20 protein-coding genes are annotated in these 18,606 nt (G+C 65.2%); 13 read left to right on the forward strand and 7 right to left on the reverse strand.

Features of this window, described 5'->3' with window-relative positions:
• Positions 1 to 19 precede the first annotated feature (19 nt).
• The 3 genes from ACOZJV_RS20345 to ACOZJV_RS20355 all read right to left on the reverse strand — a co-directional run bounded on the left by ACOZJV_RS20345 (position 20) and on the right by ACOZJV_RS20355 (position 2,768).
• Positions 20 to 790 carry a MetQ/NlpA family ABC transporter substrate-binding protein gene (locus tag ACOZJV_RS20345; RefSeq protein ID WP_421548346.1) on the reverse strand — a complete coding sequence of 257 codons (771 nt, stop codon included), beginning with the start codon at positions 788 to 790 and terminating at the stop codon, positions 20 to 22.
• A gap of 78 nt (positions 791 to 868) precedes the next feature.
• Positions 869 to 1,534, reverse strand: a complete 666-nt coding sequence (locus ACOZJV_RS20350) for a methionine ABC transporter permease (protein WP_020299768.1) — start codon at positions 1,532 to 1,534, stop codon at positions 869 to 871.
• Between the two features lie 10 nt (positions 1,535 to 1,544).
• On the reverse strand, positions 1,545 to 2,768 hold the full coding sequence (locus ACOZJV_RS20355) for an SfnB family sulfur acquisition oxidoreductase (protein ID WP_421548347.1): 1,224 nt from the start codon (positions 2,766 to 2,768) through the stop codon (positions 1,545 to 1,547).
• 280 nt (positions 2,769 to 3,048) lie between these two features.
• Between ACOZJV_RS20355 and ACOZJV_RS20360 the strand changes: the two genes are divergently transcribed.
• The 10 genes from ACOZJV_RS20360 to ACOZJV_RS20405 all read left to right on the forward strand — a co-directional run bounded on the left by ACOZJV_RS20360 (position 3,049) and on the right by ACOZJV_RS20405 (position 11,035).
• Positions 3,049 to 3,507 carry a VOC family protein gene (locus tag ACOZJV_RS20360; RefSeq protein WP_078470605.1) on the forward strand — a complete coding sequence of 153 codons (459 nt, stop codon included), beginning with the start codon at positions 3,049 to 3,051 and terminating at the stop codon, positions 3,505 to 3,507.
• Between the two features lie 286 nt (positions 3,508 to 3,793).
• Complete coding sequence (locus ACOZJV_RS20365; protein WP_020299765.1) at positions 3,794 to 5,002, forward strand: PepSY-associated TM helix domain-containing protein; 1,209 nt, start codon at positions 3,794 to 3,796, stop codon at positions 5,000 to 5,002.
• The gene (locus tag ACOZJV_RS20370; protein WP_020299764.1) at positions 4,999 to 5,541 is read left to right on the forward strand and encodes a hypothetical protein; all 543 of its coding nucleotides are present in this window, start codon (positions 4,999 to 5,001) and stop codon (positions 5,539 to 5,541) included. The genes ACOZJV_RS20365 and ACOZJV_RS20370 overlap by 4 nt, the downstream gene beginning before the upstream one ends.
• Positions 5,538 to 5,885 (forward strand): hypothetical protein, encoded by a 348-nt coding sequence (locus tag ACOZJV_RS20375; protein WP_020299763.1) that lies wholly within the window; start codon positions 5,538 to 5,540, stop codon positions 5,883 to 5,885. The genes ACOZJV_RS20370 and ACOZJV_RS20375 overlap by 4 nt, the downstream gene beginning before the upstream one ends.
• Positions 5,882 to 6,451: a DUF6162 family protein gene (locus tag ACOZJV_RS20380; protein ID WP_020299762.1), complete on the forward strand. Its 570-nt coding sequence runs from the start codon at positions 5,882 to 5,884 to the stop codon at positions 6,449 to 6,451. Before ACOZJV_RS20375 ends, ACOZJV_RS20380 begins: the two co-directional genes overlap by 4 nt.
• 35 nt (positions 6,452 to 6,486) lie before the next feature.
• The gene (locus ACOZJV_RS20385) at positions 6,487 to 7,416 is read left to right on the forward strand and encodes a metal ABC transporter substrate-binding protein (RefSeq protein WP_020299761.1); all 930 of its coding nucleotides are present in this window, start codon (positions 6,487 to 6,489) and stop codon (positions 7,414 to 7,416) included.
• Complete coding sequence (locus ACOZJV_RS20390) at positions 7,413 to 8,168, forward strand: metal ABC transporter ATP-binding protein (RefSeq protein WP_421548348.1); 756 nt, start codon at positions 7,413 to 7,415, stop codon at positions 8,166 to 8,168. The genes ACOZJV_RS20385 and ACOZJV_RS20390 overlap by 4 nt, the downstream gene beginning before the upstream one ends.
• Entirely contained in the window at positions 8,168 to 9,067 is a 900-nt protein-coding gene (locus ACOZJV_RS20395) for a metal ABC transporter permease (protein ID WP_020299759.1), read from the forward strand. The genes ACOZJV_RS20390 and ACOZJV_RS20395 overlap by 1 nt, the downstream gene beginning before the upstream one ends.
• Positions 9,068 to 9,079: 12 nt before the next feature.
• On the forward strand, positions 9,080 to 10,051 hold the full coding sequence (locus ACOZJV_RS20400; protein ID WP_421548584.1) for a metal ABC transporter solute-binding protein, Zn/Mn family: 972 nt from the start codon (positions 9,080 to 9,082) through the stop codon (positions 10,049 to 10,051).
• A gap of 144 nt (positions 10,052 to 10,195) precedes the next feature.
• Complete coding sequence (locus tag ACOZJV_RS20405) at positions 10,196 to 11,035, forward strand: class I SAM-dependent methyltransferase (RefSeq protein ID WP_421548349.1); 840 nt, start codon at positions 10,196 to 10,198, stop codon at positions 11,033 to 11,035.
• A 73-nt stretch (positions 11,036 to 11,108) separates the two neighbouring features.
• Here ACOZJV_RS20405 and ACOZJV_RS20410 read toward each other — a convergent pair whose 3' ends face one another.
• The 4 genes from ACOZJV_RS20410 to ACOZJV_RS20425 form a co-directional block, all read right to left on the reverse strand.
• Positions 11,109 to 11,336, reverse strand: a complete 228-nt coding sequence (locus ACOZJV_RS20410; RefSeq protein WP_201131861.1) for an MbtH family protein — start codon at positions 11,334 to 11,336, stop codon at positions 11,109 to 11,111.
• Between the two features lie 81 nt (positions 11,337 to 11,417).
• A complete protein-coding gene (locus tag ACOZJV_RS20415; protein ID WP_421548350.1) occupies positions 11,418 to 12,830 on the reverse strand; it encodes an aspartate aminotransferase family protein in 1,413 nt (470 codons plus the stop codon).
• A 248-nt stretch (positions 12,831 to 13,078) separates the two neighbouring features.
• A complete protein-coding gene (locus tag ACOZJV_RS20420; RefSeq protein WP_078470615.1) occupies positions 13,079 to 14,401 on the reverse strand; it encodes an ATP-binding protein in 1,323 nt (440 codons plus the stop codon).
• Positions 14,402 to 14,404: 3 nt separating this feature from the next.
• Positions 14,405 to 15,082 (reverse strand): response regulator, encoded by a 678-nt coding sequence (locus tag ACOZJV_RS20425; RefSeq protein ID WP_020299753.1) that lies wholly within the window; start codon positions 15,080 to 15,082, stop codon positions 14,405 to 14,407.
• A 154-nt stretch (positions 15,083 to 15,236) separates the two neighbouring features.
• On the opposite strand from ACOZJV_RS20425, the gene dsbD reads away from it, so the two are divergent.
• From dsbD to dsbG, 3 genes are read left to right on the forward strand one after another with little or no spacing between them, the layout of a single operon-like run.
• Complete coding sequence (gene dsbD, locus ACOZJV_RS20430) at positions 15,237 to 16,970, forward strand: protein-disulfide reductase DsbD (RefSeq protein WP_421548351.1); 1,734 nt, start codon at positions 15,237 to 15,239, stop codon at positions 16,968 to 16,970.
• A complete protein-coding gene (locus ACOZJV_RS20435; protein WP_201131864.1) occupies positions 16,970 to 17,833 on the forward strand; it encodes a TlpA disulfide reductase family protein in 864 nt (287 codons plus the stop codon). Before dsbD ends, ACOZJV_RS20435 begins: the two co-directional genes overlap by 1 nt.
• Positions 17,809 to 18,576 (forward strand): thiol:disulfide interchange protein DsbG, encoded by a 768-nt coding sequence (gene dsbG / locus ACOZJV_RS20440; protein ID WP_421548352.1) that lies wholly within the window; start codon positions 17,809 to 17,811, stop codon positions 18,574 to 18,576. The genes ACOZJV_RS20435 and dsbG overlap by 25 nt, the downstream gene beginning before the upstream one ends.
• Positions 18,577 to 18,606 lie beyond the last annotated feature (30 nt).

Below are 18,606 nucleotides of genomic sequence, written 5' to 3' on the forward strand. Positions count from 1 at the left end.
CGGGCGCCGAGTGGGCAAATCAGAAGCCCGGGGCAATCTGACCCTTGTAGCGGGTCAGGATAAATTGCCGGACCTCATCGGAGTTCAAGGCCTTGGCCAGCTTCTGGATCCGCGGGTCGTTGATGTTGTCCGGGCGCGCCACCAGGAACTCGATGTACAGGTCCTTGCCCTTCTCCACAATCAGCGCGCTGTTGGTGTCGATCCCGGCTTCCAGGGCGTAGTTGGCGAAGACAAACGCCAGGTCCACCTGGCTCACCGAACGGGCGAGCAAGGCCCCTTCCAGTTCACGGATCTTCAGGTGCTTGGGGTTCTCGGCAATATCGCGCTGGGTGGCCAGGGTGTTGCTCGGGTCCTTGAGCTTGATCAGGCCCGCCTCGTGCAGCAGCACCAGGGCGCGGCCGGTGTTCACCGGGTCATTGGGGATCGACACCGTGGCCCCGTCCTTCAACTCGGAGAGGTTCTTGATCCTGGTCGAGTAGGCGCCAAAGGGTTCGATGTGCACGCCCACCACCGGCACCAGGTCGGTGTGGCGGGTCTTGTTGAAGTCATCGAGGAACGGCCGGTACTGGTAATAGTTGGCGTCGAGGTTTTTCAGCGCCAGTTGCTGGTTGGGCTGGATAAAGTCGGTGAAGACCTTGATATCCAGGTCCACGCCTTCCTTGGCCAGGGTTGGTTTGACGAATTCGAGGATCTCCGCGTGGGGCACCGGGGTGGCACCGACGATCAGTTTTTCATTGGCGTGAACGCTCAACGACAGGACGGCGGCCAGGATGGCCAGGGACTTTTTCATGCTGTGCTCCTAAGGCAGAGGCGAGTGACCGTCGTGGGGCGCACGTGAGGCCGTTTTTTGGTTTTGAAAAGGAAAGGCTCAACGCCGGCTGTAGCGCGCCACCAGGCGGTCGCCGGTCATCTGCAGGGCCTGGACCAGCACCAGCAGCAGGACCACGGTGACCACCATCACGTCGGTCTGGAAACGCTGGTAGCCGTAGCGGATGGCCAGGTCGCCGAGGCCGCCGCCGCCAATCACCCCGGCCATGGCGGTGTAGTCCACCAGGACGATGGCGGTCACGGTGACGGCCGCCAGCAACCCGCCACGGGCTTCCGGCAACAGGGTGTGGCGGATGATCTGCCAGGTGCTGCCACCCATGGCCTGGGTCGCCTCGACCACGCCGCGGTCGACCTCGCGCAGGGCGGTTTCCACCAGGCGCGCGAAAAACGGCGTGCAGCCCACCACCAGCGGCGGGATGGTCCCGGGCACTCCGAGGGAGGTGCCCACCAGCAGCGTGGTCAGGGGGATCAGCACAATCAGCAGAATGATGAACGGCAGCGAACGCAGTATGTTGACGATCACCGACAGCACCCGGTAGACGCCAATGGCCTCGTGCAACTGGCGCTTGCCAGTGAGAAACAGCAACACCCCCAGGGGCAGCCCCAGCAGCACGGTAAAACCCAGGGCGGCAAACAGCATGCTCAGGGTATCGAGGCAGGCCTGGCCGATATCGGCCCAGTAAATATTCTTCAGCCACTCAGCCATGACGTGTGCCTCAGGACCAGTCGTGGCGCGGCGGCTTCACGCCATTGAGCAGCCAGTTGCCGAGCACGTGGTACTTCCAGCGCACCGGGTCGTGCAAGGTGTGCACCCGGGCGTTGCGCCAGTGACGGTCGAAGTTGTGCTTTTTCAGGGTCGAGCGGGTGCCGCCCAGTTCGAACAGCTTGTTGCTGGCCTCGATGGCAATCTCGGTGGTCAGCACCTTGGCCCGGGCCACCGCCAGCGAGGCCCGGCCCACGTTGTCTTCATCGGGCACCGGGCGCGCCGCATCCAGGGCCAGGCCGGCACGTTCCAGCAGGGCCTCGGCGGCTTCCAGGCGGATGTCCAGGGCACCGATCTGAATGATGGTCAGCGGGTCTTCGCTGGCTTTTTCCACACCGGCGTCGATCCATGGCCGCGCATGCTGCTGCACAAAAGTCACAGTGTCGCGCAGCGCGGCGCGGGCGATCCCGGCGTCGATGGCGGCGGTGGTCAGTTGGGCGAACGGCCCGGCCAGGGTCGGGCTTTCATAGGAGCGGTAGGTGGGAAACAGGTTGAAGGCCGGTACATACAGGTCCTGGGCCAGCACCGTACCGCTGGAGGTGGTGCGCTGGCCCATGCTGTCCCAGTCATCGATCACCGAAAGCCCCGGGGTGCCACGGGGCACAAAGGCCAACTGGCCCTTTTGCTCTTCGTCCAGGGCCAGTACCGCCAGCCAGTGGGCATACAGCGAGCCGGTGCAGTAACCCTTGCGGCCATTGACGCGGTAGCCGTCACCCTCGCGACGAATGGTGGCCTGGATGTCCTGCACGTTCTTGCCGCCGGTTTCCGACAACGCATTGGCGAAGCGATGGCCTTGCAGGGCCAGGGCGAAAAAATGCGCCTGCTGCTCGGCGCTGCCCTGCAAGCGGATGTCCTCCAGCAGGCAGTAGTGGTTCTGCGGGATCTGCCCCAGGGACGGATCGGCCGCCGAAATGATCGCAATCACCCGTGCCAGGACCGCGTAGGACACCTGGGCCCCGCCAAACTCGCGCGGCACGCTGATGCCCCACAGGCCACTGTTGGAATACAGGTCGACCACCTCGACCGGCACCTCGCGGCTGCGGTCGCGCTCGGCGTCCTGTTCCAGCAGCACGGCGGCGACCCGCTCGGCGACGCTGATGGCTTCGGCCTCGTCGCGGATCACATGGGCAGCGGGCGAATGAATGGGGTAAACGGCAGATTCAGGCAAGGAAGGCATGCAGCGCTCTCGGGTGAATAAAGGTCTGCCAGGGCCATTGCAGCTTCCATGCCGGAAGTTTTAGCCAATGGATTCAAGCAGTTGCGCCAGTGCGACCAGCAGTGAAGGTTGCCCTGGCGAGCAAACTGCTGGATCACTGTTGCCCGGCCAACAGCGCGCCACTGTTGCCAGGGCGACACCTCGTCGGCTCGCACCAGGGCCAATGACGCCCGGGCCTATAGTGAATCCACCGGAAAAACCGGCCCACCCGCGTCACTCACCACGATCCAGGAGAAGCGTCATGAGCGTGAATCCGATTCCCGAGGGCTACCCCAGCATCACCCCCTACCTGGGCATCCAGAAGGCCGCCGAGGCCATCGAGTTCTATAAAAAGGCCTTCGGCGCCGTTGAAGTCATGCGCCTGAGCATGCCCGACGGCGGCATCGGCCATGCCGAACTGCGCATCGGCGACTGCCCGATCATGCTCGGCAGCCCCTGCGAGCAGGGCCCCTTGAGCAACCCTCAGGCCTCGCCGTCGGTAGGGCTGCACCTGTACGTCAAGGACGTCGACCAGCAGTTCGCCCAGGCCATCGCTGCCGGCGGCCAGGTGGTGTCCGAGGTCAAGGACCAGTTCTACGGCGACCGCAGCGGCACCCTGAAGGATCCGTTCGGCCACCTGTGGTTCCTCGCCAGCCGCAAGGAAAACCTCAGCAACGAAGAAATCAGCCAGCGCGCAGCGCAGATGTTTCAACAGGCCTGAGCCCGAACGTTGCGGCACCTCACCGCCGCCCGCGCCCTGCCTGACCGTTAGCGGCTCACCCGCCCTCCCGCCCCCTGTGGCCTGGCCCAGGCTCGGGGCCCGGTGGGCCGCTGGCTGGCTCTGAAACATTTCCTTTCATATCCACCTGCGGGTTTTAAGATTCTCATTCGTCTTAATTAGATGCAGCCGGCCGCGTTGGCTAAACCTGTGCCTCCACTTTTTGTGCCCGGGGCATGATGGCAATTTGCCAAAGCGGCTCCACTCCTCGAATCAAGACGTGCATTCAATGTCGAAGAAGTCTCGCTCAAAAATCTGGTTTCTCGTCCACAGCTGGCTGGCGCTGCCCATCTGGTTCTTTGTGCTGATCGTGTGCGTCACCGGCACCCTGGCGGTGGTCAGCCAGGAGATCGTGTGGCTGGCCAACCCGGATGTCCGGGCCAGCAAACCGTCGGATGATGCCCAGGCCCTCAGCTACGACCAGGTGGTCGCGGCCATCAAGCAGGCCGAGCCGCAGCTGCTGGTCGAGTCCATCAGCACCCCCGACGAAGCGCATTTCGCCCTGGATGTGGGCATCAACTACCCCGACGGGCGCTCGGTCACGGTGTACGTCAACCCGTACACCGGGGCGATCCAGGGGGTCAGCCCGCAGTTCGACTTCCAGGCCTTTACCCGCGCCCTGCATGGCTGGTGGCTGGTGCCGTTCACCAACGGCTACAGCTGGGGCTGGTACCTGGTGTCGCTGCTGGGGCTGCCGATGCTGGCGTCCCTGGTGACCGGCCTGGTGGTGTACAAGAAATTCTGGAAAGGCTTCTTCAAGCCCGTACGCTTCAGGCACGGGGCGCGGATCTTCTGGGGCGATTTCCACCGCCTGAGCGGCCTGTGGTCGATCTGGTTTATTGCGGTGATTTCCATCACCGGCATCTGGTTTCTGATCCGGGCGATTCTGGGCGACAACCACATCAGCATCTCCAGCGAACCGATCGTCCCGGTGATCGCCCGCGAAAACGTGCCGATTTCGGCCGACGGCAAGCCGGCGGCGATGATCGGCCTGGATGAAGCCATCAGCATCGCCACGCAGAAAATCCCCGGCTTCGACATCAGCTTCGTCAGCCTGCCGAGCAACGCCTACAGCCACTTGTACATTGGCGGCCGCGGCTGGTATCCGCTGATGTTCCAGACCGCCAACATCAACCCCTACACCGGCTCGGTGGACAGCTCCAGCCTGCTGGCGGACCGCAACGCCCTGGAGTTCGTCACCGAATCCATGCGCCCGCTGCACACCGGCGATTTCGGCGGCCTGTGGATCAAGCTGATCTGGTTCTTCTTCGGCCTGCTGCTGAGCATGATGGTCCTCAGCGGCCTGCTGATCTGGACCAAACGCACCGCCCTGGCCACCGCCCACGCGCTCAAGCGCAGTAACAAACCGGCCCGTGGCAGCACCCCGCCCCGGGCTGTCCCGGCGATGAACACCGACACCCCGGAGGGCAACCTGTGAGCCAGGCAACCACGACCACACCGACCTCGGGCCTGAGCCGGCTGTGGCACAAATGGCGTTTCCACCTGAACATCCTGCTGTTGCTGGTCCCCCTGGGGTTCATGCCCAAGTACTTTGCCGACGCCGCGCTGTTTCGCGGTGACAGCGGCCTGGGCGAACGGGAACTCGGGGAAATCCAGGTCGGGCCCTGGAGCCTGCGCCTGGCCGAACTGCGCAATGAAGCACCGCGCTTCGACGGCCCGGCCGGCTACATGAAGAGCTTCAATGCGGCCCTGTGCGAGGCCTGTATCGATCAGGTCAAGGCCACGTACCTGCGCATCGGCAAACCGCGCAGCCTGCGCGCCGCCGGGGTGATTTTCTTCGGCACCCCGTACCGCATGGGCGCCACCTTGCCGGTCGCGGAAAAAACCAAGGCCGACGCCGAACTGTGGATCACCATGGAAGGCTGGGACGGCAGCATGCACCAGGCCGCCATCCCCCTGAGCCAAGCGTCGCCCGCCACCATTGCCTGGCTGAACAAACAAGGAGGCAAACCATGATCTTCGCCGCACCCATCTCCCGCCTGCGCCTGCTGGGCAGCGCGCTGCTGCTGGCCGCCGGCGCCGCATTCAGCGGCAATGCCCTGGCCCACAACCCGATGTGCGAATGCAAGGCCATCGACGCCGAGCAGATCCAGTGCACCGGCGGCTTCTCCGACGGCAGTGGCGCCCCAGGGGTGACCCTGGACGTGATCGGCTACGACGAGACCATCCTCGTCCCGGGCAAGCTGGGCACCGACTCGACACTGACCTTCAAGAAGCCGGCGTCCGAGTTCTACGTGCTGTTCGACGCCGGCCCCGGCCACGTGGTGGAAATCGACCAAGCCGATATCGAGGCCCCATGAGCGCCTCCACAACCCAGATCGTGCGCCCTGCCGGCGCCGGCCATGAAACCCTGTACGTGCTGCTGTTGTGCCTGGTGATCCTGGCCGTGGCCGGTTCGGTGGCGCTGCTGCGCGGCGAGTCGCAGACCGTCAGCAGCGTCGACAGTCATCAACTGGACGCCCGACGCGACCTCAGCGCCGGCGAACAGGGGATCTACGCCGACCTGCGGGTGACCCTCGATGAAATCCACCTGCTGCAAGCCGAGGCCCAGGCGCTGCCTAGCCCCGCGCAACTGGCCACAGAAGGTTTCGCGCCCTTTGCCCAGGACGCCAGCTCGGTCAGCCGTGGCGACCACGCCTGGCAATTGCTCGGCCAGGCCTATGTCGGCCTGAGCCAGAACCCGGAGGTGGCGGGCTCGTTTGTGATGCGCATCGGCGCTGACCCGACCAACCCGGACATCTGGCTCAACCGCAGCAAGCCCCTCGCCGCCCCGACCGACTTCAGTGACCAGGCCCTGCTCGATGCCGGCTGGAAACAAGTGGTCGCGCAATTCGATGCCGGGGTGACCCGCCAGCATCGGCACTGAAACTCCGCATTCACCCGAGAGAAGACTGCTTGCCCATGCCTATTTCATCTCTACGTCGCCCGCTGCTGCGCGGTTTGCTGGTCGGCCTGCTGGCCCTGCTGCTGGCGCCCCTGGCCCAGGCCGATCAGGCCAAGCGCCTGCGCATCGGCATCACCCTGCACCCGTATTACAGCTATGTGGCCAATATCGTCGGCGACAAGGCCGAGGTGGTGCCGCTGATTCCCGCCGGCTTCAACCCCCACGCCTACGAACCGCGCGCCGAAGACATCAAGCGCATCGGCACCCTGGACGTGATTGTGCTCAACGGCGTGGGCCACGATGACTTCGCCGACCGCATGATCGCCGCCAGCGAGCGCCCCGACATCCCGGTGATCGAGGCCAACGAAAACGTACCGCTGCTGGCCGCCACCGGTGTCGCCGCTCGGGGCGCGGGCAAGGTGGTCAACCCGCACACCTTCCTCTCCATCAGCGCCTCCATTGCCCAGGTCAACAACATCGCCCGCGAGCTGGGCAAGATGGACCCGGACAACGCCAAGACCTACACCCAGAACGCCCGTGCCTATGGCAAGCGCCTGCGGCAGATGCGCGCCGACGCCCTGGCCAAGCTGACCAAGGCCCCCAACGCCGACCTGCGAGTGGCCACGGTGCATGCGGCCTACGACTACCTGCTGCGCGAATTCGGCCTGGAAGTCACGGCCGTGGTCGAACCGGCCCACGGCATCGAGCCCAGCCCCAGCCAGCTGAAAAAGACCATCGACCAACTGCGTGAACTGGACGTGAAGGTGATCTTCTCCGAGATGGACTTCCCGTCCACCTACGTCGACACCATCCAGCGCGAATCCGGGGTCAAGCTGTACCCGCTGTCGCATATTTCCTATGGCGACTACAGCGCCGAGAAGTATGAAAAGGAAATGACCGGCAACCTCGACACCGTGGTCCGGGCGATTCAGGAGGCCGGGGCATGACCGCCATTGAAACCCTGACCCGCGGCCCGTCCATCGAGTTCGCCCAGGTCAGCCTGACCCTGGGCCGCACCACCATCCTCGACAACGTGAGTTTTGCCGTGCAACCCGGCACCGTGCACGCCCTGGTCGGCCCCAACGGCGGCGGCAAGAGCTCGCTGATCAAGACCCTGCTCGGGCAGATGCCGCACCAGGGCCAGCTGAGCCTGCAATGGCCGGGCGAACCGGGGGTGATCGGCTACGTGCCCCAGGCCCTGGAATTCGACCGCGGCCTGCCGATGACCGTCGACGACTTCATGGCCGCCATGTGCCAGCGCCGCCCGGCGTTCCTCGGCCTCAGCCGGCATTACGCCGGGGCCATCGGCGAAGCCCTGGAGCGGGTCGGCATGCAGGACAAACGCAAGCGGCGCATGGGCGCGCTGTCCGGCGGCGAACGCCAGCGCGTGCTGCTGGCCCAGGGCTTGATCCCGGCCCCGCAACTGCTGGTGCTGGATGAGCCGATGTCGGCCCTCGACGAAGCCGGGATCCAGGTCTTCGAGCGCCTGCTGGGCGACTGGCGCCGCGCCGGGATCACCCTGCTGTGGATCGAGCACGACCTGGAAGCGGTCGGGCGCCTGGCGGACCGGGTGACCGGCCTCAACCGTCGCGTGCTGTTCGACGCCCACCCGCAACAGGCCCTGACTCCGGAACGCCTGCTGACCCTGTTTTCCACCCACCCGCGCGCTGCCGACGTTGTCAGCGGGAGTGCTGCCTGATGAGTTATGAAGCCTTCCGTTTGATGATCCAGGGCTGGGCCTCTTCCGGTTATTTACCCGAAGCCCTGGCCTACGGTTTCGTGGTCAACGCCCTGCTCGCCGGCCTGTTGATCGGCCCGGTGCTGGGCGGCCTGGGCACCCTGGTGGTGGTCAAGCGCTTTGCGTTCTTCTCCGAAGCCGTGGGCCACGCGGCGCTGACCGGGGTCGCCATCGGCATCCTCCTGGGCGAACCCTACACCGGGCCCTACGGCAGCCTCTTCGGCTACTGCCTGCTGTTCGGCATCCTGCTCAACTACCTGCGCAACCGCACGGGCCTGGCGCCGGACACCCTGATCGGCGTGTTCCTCTCGGTGTCCCTGGCCCTGGGCGCCAGCCTGCTGCTGATTTTGGCGGGCAAGATCAACGTGCACATTCTGGAGAACGTGCTGTTCGGCTCGGTGCTGACGGTCAACGGCAACGACCTGCTGGTGCTGGCCGTGGTTGGCGCACTGGTCATGGGCCTGAGCCTGCCGCTGTACAACCGCATCATGCTCGCCAGCTTCAACCCGCAACTGGCAGCGGTGCGCGGGGTGGCGGTGAAAAGCCTGGATTACCTGTTCGTGATCCTGGTGACTCTGATCACCGTGGCGGCGGTGAAAGTGATCGGCGCGATCCTGGTCGGCGCGCTGCTGGTGATCCCGGCCGCTGCCGCACGCCTGCTAAGCCAGTCGCTGAAGGGCTTTTTCTGGATCTCGGTGTTGATCGCCACGGTCAGCACCCTGTGCGGGATTCTCGCGCCGATCCTGTTCGACCTGCCCATCCCCTCCGGCGCCGCGATCATCCTGGTGGCCGGCATCGCCTTCGCCCTCGCCGCCATCGCCCGCGGCACGGTCCCCAGTCTGAAAGGGAATATCGGATAAATGCTTCGTTCAATGCACACTCCCCTGCGTCACCTGACCGTCGCCCTGGCCCTGGCCGGGCTCGGCATCAGCCATGCCGGCGCCGTCGAACGCTTCGAGCCGATGCACATGCTCGCCAGCAACGGCCTGGGCAATGCGGCCCTGCACTCGGCCACGGCCAGCAAGCCGGTCACCGTACTGGCCTCGTTGCCGGTGACCTTCGGCCTGGGGCAGATATTGCTGCAAGGCACGCCGGTCAAGCTGGAGCGGGCAGCACCGGCCAACCTCCCGGGTTCGCGGCAGACCGCCTACTTCACCGGGCGCGGCGCCCCGGCCCTGAGCAAACTGGCCCTGAGCGCCGACGCGGTGATTGGCCTGCGCTCGATCTGGCCCGACGATCCGCTGTACCCCAACGCCCGGCGCAGCAATATCCATGTGGTCGAAGTCGACGCCGCGCGGCCGGTGGATGGCGCCTTGCCGGGCATCGCCCTGCAACCGGGCAAGACCGATGGCCTGAACAGCCAGCCCTGGCTGTCGAGCAACAACCTGGGGCGCATGGCCGATGTGCTCGCCGCCGACCTGGTGCGCCTGGCCCCCGAGGCCAAACCGAAGATCGAAGCCAACCTGGCCGCGCTCAAGCAGCGCCTGCTCAAACTCAGCGCCGACAGCGAAGCGCGCCTGGCCGATGCCGATAACCTCAGCACGTTCAGCTTGAGCGAACACTTCGGTTACCTGATCAGCGGGCTCAACCTGGAGTCGATCGGCGTCGATGCACGGCCCGACAACGAATGGACGCCCCAAACCCTTGAACAACTCAAGACCCAGCTCAAGGACAACGACGTGGCCATCGTCCTCCACCACCGCCAACCGTCCGACGCCGTGAAAGCCGCGATCAGCGCCGCAGGCAGCCAGTTGCTGGTACTGCAAACCGACAGCGACGACCCCCTGACCGAGCTGGAAACCAACATCGGCCAGGTCACCCGCGCCCTCGCGCCTCAATCCTGAGCGCTGTAAACGGGAGCCGGCGAGCGGGCATCCGCAACCCGGCGCCTACAGGCCGTTACGCGCTTACAAAAACCTTCAGGAAATAGCCCCCAAGCCGGTGCTAACCTGCCGTTCGCCTTCAAGGACCGACAGGAGCCCTGCCCCATGAGCGACTACCTCAAGCTCAACCAAGCCAACTGGGACGAACGCGCACCGCTGCATGCCGCGTCCGAGGAATATGCATTTCAGCGCTACCTCGACGACCCCCACCACCTGTCGTGCGTGGTGCGTTTCGATCAACCGCTGCTGGGCGATATCCGCGGCCTGCGGGCCGTGCATCTGCAATGCCATATCGGCACCGACACGCTGTCGCTGGCGCGCCTCGGCGCGCAGATGAGCGGGCTGGATTTCTCCGCGGCGTCGCTGGTCCAGGCCCGCAGCCTGGCGCAGCAATGCGCCACGCCGATCACCTATGTGGAGTCCGATGTCTACGCGGCCTGCGAGGTGCTGCCCAAGGCGAGTTTCGACCTGGTGTACACCGGCATCGGCGCCCTGTGCTGGCTGCCGAGCATCGACCAATGGGCACGCACCGTCAGTGAACTGCTCAAGCCCGGTGGCCGGCTGTTCCTGCGCGATGGGCACCCAATGATGATGAGCCTCAACGAAGATCGCCAAGACGCCCTGGTGGTGGACCGCCCCTACTTCGAACAGGCGCAGCCGCTGAGCTGGAACGATGAGACGACCTATGTGCAAAGCGAGGTCCGGATCAAGGCCAGCCAAAGCTACGAATGGAACCACGGCCTGGGCGAGGTCATCACCGCACTGCTGAAATATGGCCTGCAGATCAGCGCCCTGGTGGAACACCAAAGTATTCCCTGGGAAGCGCTGCCTGGACAGATGGTCTTGGACGACCAGGAAGAATGGCACCTCAAAGAAGCGCCATGGCGCTTGCCATTGAGCTACACCCTTGTGGCCACGGCCGCAGGCTGCGCCAAGCACACCTGACACATCACGGCGTTTTGGTGAGCCCTGTAGCCGCTGCCGCAGGCTGCGGCTACAGGCGCGGCGTATCTGGGATTTACTGCGCCGCGACGGCCTGGCCATCCATTTTCTGGCGCAGGCTCAGGGGGCGCATGTCGGTCCAGACCTCTTCGATATAGGCCAGGCATTCCTTTTTGAAGCCGCTCTTGCCGACGGTGCGCCAGCCTTGTGGCACGGCTTTGTAGTCGGGCCAGATCGAGTATTGCTCCTCGTGGTTGACCACTACCTGAAAGAGGATGTCCTCGCGGTCAAATACTGAAGTCATTGCGTGTCTCCATCGATATAAGGTTCGCCACGCCACGTGCGCGGCCACTGTGTAAAAGGAACGGATCAGCGCGGCAATAAATTACAAACTGCTCACCGCAGCAGCCACCGCCAGGCTGAAAATCTTCGCCACCTGGTCAATTTCCGCCGCGGTAATCACCAACGGCGGCAAGAAACGCACGACGCTGCCATGGCGTCCGCCCAACTCCAGGATCAACCCGCGCTTGAGGCACTCGCGCTGCACCAGTGGCGCCAACTGCCCGTAGTGCGGCGGGTGGCCCTGGGCATCGCGCTCGCCTTCGGGGTTGACCAGCTCGACGCCGAGCATCAACCCACGGCCACGAATATCCCCCAGTTGCGGGAACTCGCGTTGCAGGATCCGCAAGTGCTCGGTCAAGCGCTCCCCCATGGCAGCCGCGTGTTCCGGCAGGCGATGCTCCTTGAGGTAACGCATCACCGCCGATCCAGTAGCCATGGCCATCTGATTGCCACGGAAGGTGCCGGCATGGGCCCCCGGCAACCAGGTGTCGAGCCATTCGCGATAGACCATGACCGCCATCGGCAAACTGCCGCCAATGGCCTTGGACATCACCACCACATCGGGAATGATCCCCGCGTGTTCGAAAGCAAACATCTTGCCGGTGCGGCCGAAACCGCTCTGGATCTCGTCGACGATCAGCGCCACGCCGGCCTTCTCGGTAATCCGCCGCAGACCGCGCAGCCAATCAAGATCGGCCGGGATCACCCCGCCCTCGCCCTGCACCGCCTCGACGATCACCGCCGCCGGCAATTGCACGCCGGCTTCCGGGTCGCTCAACAGGTTTTCCAGGTAATGCAGGTTGACCTTGACCCCGGCCTCGCCCCCCAGGCCGAACGGGCAGCGGTAGTCGTAGGGGTAGGGCAGAAACTGCACACCGCTGCTCAACAGGCCGGCCATCGCGCGCTTGGGGCCCAGGCTGCCCATCAGGCTCAAGGCGCCCTGGCTCATGCCGTGGTAACCGCCCTGGAACGAGAGCACGGTGCTGCGGCCGGTGGCGGTTCGCACCAACTTCAACGCGGCTTCCACCGCGTCGGTGCCGGTGGGGCCGCAAAACTGGATCTTCGCCTCGTCGGCCAGGGCCTGGGGCAACAGGCCGAACAGGTCCTGGACAAACTGGTCCTTGACCGGCGTGGTCAGGTCCAGGGTCAGCAGCGGCAATTCGTCGGCCAGCACTTGCTGGATGGCCTCGATCACCACCGGGTGGTTATGCCCCAGGGCCAGGGTGCCGGCACCGGCCAGGCAATCGATAAAGCGCCGGCCTTCGACGTCCTCGACATAAATGCCGCGCGCGCGCTTGAGCGCCAACGGTATGCGCCGTGGGTAACTGCGGGCGTTGGACTCCTGGCGGGCCTGACGCGCCAGCAACGGCGATTCGTTGAACTGATACAGGGTTTCGGCCGGCGCGGGGCTGACCCGCGCGGGCTGATCTTCAATAAGGCTGGTAACGGCTGACATCGCAAACCCTCACGCTGGAATTGACCAAAACTGCTCACCAGCCAGAGGCAGCCGTGACGGCGCACACTCGCAGGTTTTCCTGTTCTGGAAACGCACCAGCACGACAGGGATTTACACCCAGGGGACAGTTAATTGCTCAACGGCAGGTGCCGGGCAATCCGCATCCGGCGACGTGGGCCCGCGAGCGGTCATCAGCCGCGTTGCTCCAGTCACGAAAAAGACCCAGGGCGTGATGCCCTGGAGTGGGATCAGGCGGCGTGCAGCGGCAAGGTCAATTCGACCCGCAGGCCATCCGGCCGGCTGTCGAACAGCAAGGCACAACCGCAGCGCTGGACGATCGCCTGGACAATCGCCAGACCCAGGCCACAGCCGGTGCTCTGGCCATTGCGCCAGAAACGCTGGGTCAGGTGCTGCAGGTCTTCCTGGGCAATACCGGGGCCATGGTCGCGCACCTGGAAGCGCACACGGCTGCCGACGGTTTCCAGGGTTAGCTCCACCGGCGCGTCGTCCGGTGTGTGGCGCAAGGCGTTGTCCAGCAGGTTGCGCAGGGCGGCAATCGCCAGCACCGAGGGCATTTCCACCGGTGCGGTGGCCACCGAGTCGTTCAGGTGCAGACGGATCCGCTGGCGCGCGCCGCTGGCCGCGTCCTGGATCGCCAGGCGCGCCACCTGCTCGGCGTTGCACTGCACGCCGTCGTCGAACGACAGGCTGCCCTCGACCCGGGCCAGCAGCAGCAATTGTTCCAGGGTCCGGTGCATGCGGTCGGCGCCCTCTTCGGCGCGAGCCAGGGATTGGTCGCGCGCGGCCCCCTCGGTCATGCGCGCCACTTGCAGGTGGGTCTTGATCGCCGTCAGTGGGCTGCGCAGTTCGTGGGCGGCGTCGCCGGTCAGGCGGCGTTCCCGTTCCAGGGTCTTGGCGATGCGCTGGAACAGCTGGTTCTGGGTTTCCACCAACGGCCGCAGTTCACTGGGCATCGGATCGATCTGCAACGGCTCCAGGGAATCGGCGCTGCGCCGCATCAAAGCGTCGCGAATACGATTGAGCGGCGCCAGGCCCTGGCCGATGCCCAGCCAGAACAGCCACAGGCACCCCAGCAGCGCCACGCCTACCGGCACCGAGGCCGCCAGCAGCACCGACATGTTCAGGGCTTCGCGCTCCACCTGGCGATCAGCGGTGGTAATGCGCAGGTTGTCGCGGGCCAGGGTGAAACTGCGCCAGCGCGCGCCGTCAATCATCTGATCATGAAACCCCAGTTTTTCGGCCTCCAGTTTCTGCTCCGGGGTGCTGTGGCTCCGGGCCAGGATCTCGCCCCGCAACGAGCTGACCTGGCACGCCATGCCGCCGGGGACGTTCAATTGCTGGGCACTGAAATGGGTGCCCTCACCCTTGTTCGGCAGCTCCGGCAACTGCTCCAGCAGGCCGGCGACCATGCGCGCCGAAGCCACCAGGCGCTGGTCGAGGGAAAACATCATCTGATTGCGCAGGTCGCTGAGCATCCAGGCCGCCGCCAGGGCCCAGATCAGGATAAAGGCAGCGCCCAGGGTCAGACTCAGGCGCAGGCGCAGGCTCATCACTCAGGCGTCCTCCCCGCCATCTGCCGGCCCCAGGCGATAGCCCAGGCCGCGCACGGTCTCGACGATGCCGTTACCGAGCTTGCGCCGCAGGTGGTGGATGTGCACGTTCAGCGCGTTGCTCTCCAGCTCGTCGTTGAAGCCGTAGACACTGTCTTTGAGCTGCTCGCTGGAGAGCACCCGACCACGGTTGTGCAGCAGCGCCTGGAGCAGCGCCTGCTCGCGTCGGGAAAGGTCTACCGGTGCGCCGCCGAGCAGGGTTTCCCGGGTGCTTGGGTCGTAGCTGAGGCGGCCATGCTCGATCAGGTTGACGCTGCGCCCGGCCACCCGGCGCAACAGGGTGTGCAGGCGTGCGGCGAGTTCACGCAGGTCGAAGGGTTTGAGCAGGTAATCGTCGGCACCGGCCTGCAGGCCGTCGACGCGGTCGGTGACCGAATCGCGTGCGGTAAGGATCAACACCGGAATCTCCAGGCCTTGCTGGCGCTGTTGCTTGAGCAGCTTGAGGCCGTCTTCATCAGGCAGGCCCAGGTCGAGCACCATCACATCGAACTCGGCCACCCCAAGCATGGCCCGCGCCGCGGAAGCGGTGGCGACATGCTCCACGGTCAGGCCCTGGGCCGTGAGACCGGCGACTATGCCGCTGGCGATCAGCTCATCATCTTCACAGACAAGTACGTGCATGGTGAGACCTGTAGAAAAGCGTAGATTAAGACCGCGCGGGATTAAGCCGACATTATGGCCCGCACGGCCAACGCCACAAGCTGCGCAGGGTTAATCATCGGTTAATCGCCACCCGCCATTGTGCTCGCTGCCCCCAAAGGTTTAAGGCTTTAGCATGCGTCGATTGTTTATTTTGCTGTGTTTACTGGTCTCGGCCGTGGCCCAGGCGGGGAATAACCCGTTCGAGGTCAAGCCGGACTTCCTGCCGGTCGGCAAGGCTTTCGTGTTCACTTCACAACGTCTCGACTCCGGAGAGACCCAGCTCTATTGGCAAATTGCCGATGGCTACTACCTCTATCAACAGCGGCTGAAACTCGATGGCCTGGCGGATGCGCACAAACCGCCGCTGCCCGAGGGCGAGGCCCATAGCGATGAGTTTTTCGGCGCCCAGCAAGTCTATCGCCAGGGCCTGGAACTGAAGATCCCGGCCGGCGCCAGTGGCAAGATCAAGGTCGGCTGGCAAGGCTGCGCCGACGCTGGCCTGTGCTACCCGCCGCAATCGCTGGAGGTTGACCTGGGGGGCAGCCCGGCGCTGGCTGGCAACACCACGCAAGCGGCGGACCAGGCCCTGGCCAGCAGCCTGCAACAGCAGAGCCTGGGCTGGAGCCTGCTGCTGTTCTTCGGCCTGGGCCTGGTGCTGGCCTTTGCCCCGTGCTCGCTGCCGATGCTGCCGATCCTCGGCGGGCTGGTGGTGGGCAGTGGCGCCAGCCCCCGTCGCGGCCTGGCCCTGGCCAGCAGCTATGTGTTGAGCATGGCCCTGGTGTATGCCGCCATGGGCGTGATTGCCGCGCTGCTGGGCAGCAACCTGCAAGCCTGGCTGCAACAGCCCTGGGTCCTGGGCAGCTTCGCCGCGCTGTTCGTACTGCTGGCGCTGCCGATGTTCGGCTTCTTCGAATTGCAATTGCCCGCCTTCCTGCGCGACCGCCTGGAAGACGCCAGCCGTCAGCGCCAGGGCGGCAGCCTGATCGGCTGCGGCATTCTCGGCGCCCTCTCCGCCTTGCTGGTCGGCCCGTGCATGACCGCGCCCCTGGCCGGCGGCCTGCTGTATATCGCCCAGACCGGCGACCTGGTATTCGGCGGCCTGGCCCTGTTTGCCCTGGGCCTGGGCATCGGCCTGCCACTGTTGCTGCTGGTGACCGTGGGCAACCGTTTCCTGCCCAAGCCCGGGCCGTGGATGAACCTGCTCAAGGGCGCGTTCGGCTTCATGTTCCTCGGCACCGCGATCTACATGCTGCGCCCGGTGCTGGACGCCAGCCTGTGGATGGGCTTGTGGGGCGCCCTGGGCCTGGTGCTGGCCTACGCCACCTGGCAACAACGGGCCATTGCCGGACGGCTGCTGCACCTGTTCGGTGCCGGCGCGCTGCTGGTCGGCTTGTGGGGCAGCCTGCTGCTGGTGGGCGCTGCCGGCGGCAGCGACAACCTGTGGCAACCCTTGCAGGTCTACAGCGACGGCAACGTCGCCAGCGCCGCGACCACCGACGAAGCGTTCCATACCGTCAAGACCCCGGCCGAGTTGCAAGGCGCCCTCGACAGTGCCAAGGCCCAGGGCCAATGGGTGCTGCTGGACTACTACGCCGACTGGTGCGTGTCGTGCAAAGTCATGGAGAAGCAGGTGTTCGGCCAGGCCACTGTCATGCAGGCCCTGAGCGACGTGCGCCTGCTGCGCCTGGATGTCACAGCCGACAACGCCGACAGCCGCGAACTGCTCAACCGGTATAAAGTGCCGGGGCCGCCGAGCCTGCTGTGGATCGGCCCGGACGGCGAAGAACGTCGTAGCCAGCGGATCACCGGAGAGGTGGATGCCGCGGCTTTTCTGCAACGCTGGACCATCACCCGGGAAGCCCGTTGATGCTGACCTTTACCATCGGCACCTTTGCCATCGCCCTTAACCACCTGCTGTTGATCAGTGCATTGGCGCTCGCCACCCTGATTGGCTGGAGGGTGGCCAAGCGCGGTGGTGAAAACCCCGAATCGGTGCTGTTCAGCCTGTTCCTGCTCGGCCTCCTGGCCGCGCGCGCAGGCTTTGTGCTGGCCTACTGGAAACACTATCGCGATGACCTGTGGCAGATCGTCGACCTGCGCGACGGCGGCTTCCTGGTCTGGCCCGGGGTCATTGTCCTGGTGCTCGGGGCGCTGGCCTGGGGCTGGCGCCGGCCGGCGCTGCGCCGGCCCCTGGGCGCCGGGGTCGGCAGCGGCCTGGCGTTCTGGATGCTGGCCAGCCTGTCGTTGACCCTGTACGAGCAAGGCACGCGCCTGCCCGAGATCACCCTGCACAGCGCCACCGGCGAAAGCGTGCAATTGACCGACTATCAGGGCGGCCCGCTGGTGATCAACCTCTGGGCCACCTGGTGCCCACCGTGCCGGCGAGAAATGCCGGTGCTGGAAAAAGCCCAGCAGCAACGCCCGGACCTGACCTTCTTGTTCGTCAACCAGGCCGAAAGCATGCAAAGCGTCAGCACCTACCTGGCCACCCAGGGTCTGAACCTGAACAACGTGCTGTTCGACGGCAGCGGTCGTCTCGGCAAGGCCGTGGGTTCGATGGCGTTGCCGACTACCCTGTTCTACAGCGCCGACGGGCGCCTGTTGGGCAGCCATCTGGGCGAGCTGTCCGAGGCCAGCCTGGCCCGCGCCCTGGAAAACTTCGACACGCCGCACACCTCGGCGCTCGCCCCTTCAAGGAAACTGCCATGCCCTTCATCCGCCACCTGCTGACCCTGTCCCTGGGCGCCGCCCTGCTGCCGGTAACCGCGCTGCACGCCGAAGAACTGCCGGCGCCCATCCGCAAGATCGAAGCCAAGGGCGCCAAGATCATCGGTAGCTTCGACGCCCCCAGCGGTCTCAAGGGCTACGCCGCGCAGTACCAGAACCGGGGCATGACCCTGTACCTGACCGCCGACGGTCAGCACGTGCTGCTGGGCAACCTGTACGACGCCGACGGCAAGGACCTGAGCGCCGAGCCCCTGCAAAAGCTGGTGTACGCGCCGATGTCCAAGGAAGTCTGGGCCAAGATGGAAGCCAGCAACTGGATCGCCGACGGCAGCAAGGACGCGCCGCGCACCGTGTACCTGTTCAGCGACCCCAATTGCCCGTACTGCAACATGTTCTGGGAACAGGCGCGGCCCTGGGTGAACGCAGGCAAGGTCCAGCTGCGGCACATCATGGTCGGCATCATCCGCGAAGACAGCCCGGGTAAATCCGCCGCCCTGCTCGCCGCCAAAGACCCGCAGAAAACCCTGGCCGAGCACGAAAAGGCCGGCAAGAGCAGCACCCTCAAGCCCCTGGCGAAAATCCCGGCAGCCATCCAGGCCAAGCTCGACGCCAACATGAAGCTGATGGAAGAACTCGAACTGTCCGCCACCCCGGCGATCTTCTACCTCGACGACAAGGGCGAACTGCAACAGCAGCAAGGCGCGCCTTCGCCGGACAAACTGCTGAAAATCCTCGGTCCGAAATAAGCCATACCGCCCGCGGTTTCCCTGATTCAA

Source organism: Pseudomonas sp. QD4 (assembly GCF_049199125.1).
Lineage (GTDB): Bacteria > Pseudomonadota > Gammaproteobacteria > Pseudomonadales > Pseudomonadaceae > Aquipseudomonas.

Coding starts and splice junctions, on each gene's coding strand:
- ACOZJV_RS20345 (WP_421548346.1), bottom strand. CDS start 790: ATGAAAAAGTCCCTGGCCATCCTGGCCGCCGTCCTGTCGTTGAGCGTT.
- ACOZJV_RS20350 (WP_020299768.1), bottom strand. CDS start 1,534: ATGGCTGAGTGGCTGAAGAATATTTACTGGGCCGATATCGGCCAGGCC.
- ACOZJV_RS20355 (WP_421548347.1), bottom strand. CDS start 2,768: ATGCCTTCCTTGCCTGAATCTGCCGTTTACCCCATTCATTCGCCCGCT.
- ACOZJV_RS20360 (WP_078470605.1), top strand. CDS start 3,049: ATGAGCGTGAATCCGATTCCCGAGGGCTACCCCAGCATCACCCCCTAC.
- ACOZJV_RS20365 (WP_020299765.1), top strand. CDS start 3,794: ATGTCGAAGAAGTCTCGCTCAAAAATCTGGTTTCTCGTCCACAGCTGG.
- ACOZJV_RS20375 (WP_020299763.1), top strand. CDS start 5,538: ATGATCTTCGCCGCACCCATCTCCCGCCTGCGCCTGCTGGGCAGCGCG.
- ACOZJV_RS20380 (WP_020299762.1), top strand. CDS start 5,882: ATGAGCGCCTCCACAACCCAGATCGTGCGCCCTGCCGGCGCCGGCCAT.
- ACOZJV_RS20385 (WP_020299761.1), top strand. CDS start 6,487: ATGCCTATTTCATCTCTACGTCGCCCGCTGCTGCGCGGTTTGCTGGTC.
- ACOZJV_RS20390 (WP_421548348.1), top strand. CDS start 7,413: ATGACCGCCATTGAAACCCTGACCCGCGGCCCGTCCATCGAGTTCGCC.
- ACOZJV_RS20395 (WP_020299759.1), top strand. CDS start 8,168: ATGAGTTATGAAGCCTTCCGTTTGATGATCCAGGGCTGGGCCTCTTCC.
- ACOZJV_RS20400 (WP_421548584.1), top strand. CDS start 9,080: ATGCACACTCCCCTGCGTCACCTGACCGTCGCCCTGGCCCTGGCCGGG.
- ACOZJV_RS20405 (WP_421548349.1), top strand. CDS start 10,196: ATGAGCGACTACCTCAAGCTCAACCAAGCCAACTGGGACGAACGCGCA.
- ACOZJV_RS20410 (WP_201131861.1), bottom strand. CDS start 11,336: ATGACTTCAGTATTTGACCGCGAGGACATCCTCTTTCAGGTAGTGGTC.
- ACOZJV_RS20415 (WP_421548350.1), bottom strand. CDS start 12,830: ATGTCAGCCGTTACCAGCCTTATTGAAGATCAGCCCGCGCGGGTCAGC.
- ACOZJV_RS20420 (WP_078470615.1), bottom strand. CDS start 14,401: ATGAGCCTGCGCCTGCGCCTGAGTCTGACCCTGGGCGCTGCCTTTATC.
- ACOZJV_RS20425 (WP_020299753.1), bottom strand. CDS start 15,082: ATGCACGTACTTGTCTGTGAAGATGATGAGCTGATCGCCAGCGGCATA.
- dsbD (WP_421548351.1), top strand. CDS start 15,237: ATGCGTCGATTGTTTATTTTGCTGTGTTTACTGGTCTCGGCCGTGGCC.
- ACOZJV_RS20435 (WP_201131864.1), top strand. CDS start 16,970: ATGCTGACCTTTACCATCGGCACCTTTGCCATCGCCCTTAACCACCTG.
- dsbG (WP_421548352.1), top strand. CDS start 17,809: ATGCCCTTCATCCGCCACCTGCTGACCCTGTCCCTGGGCGCCGCCCTG.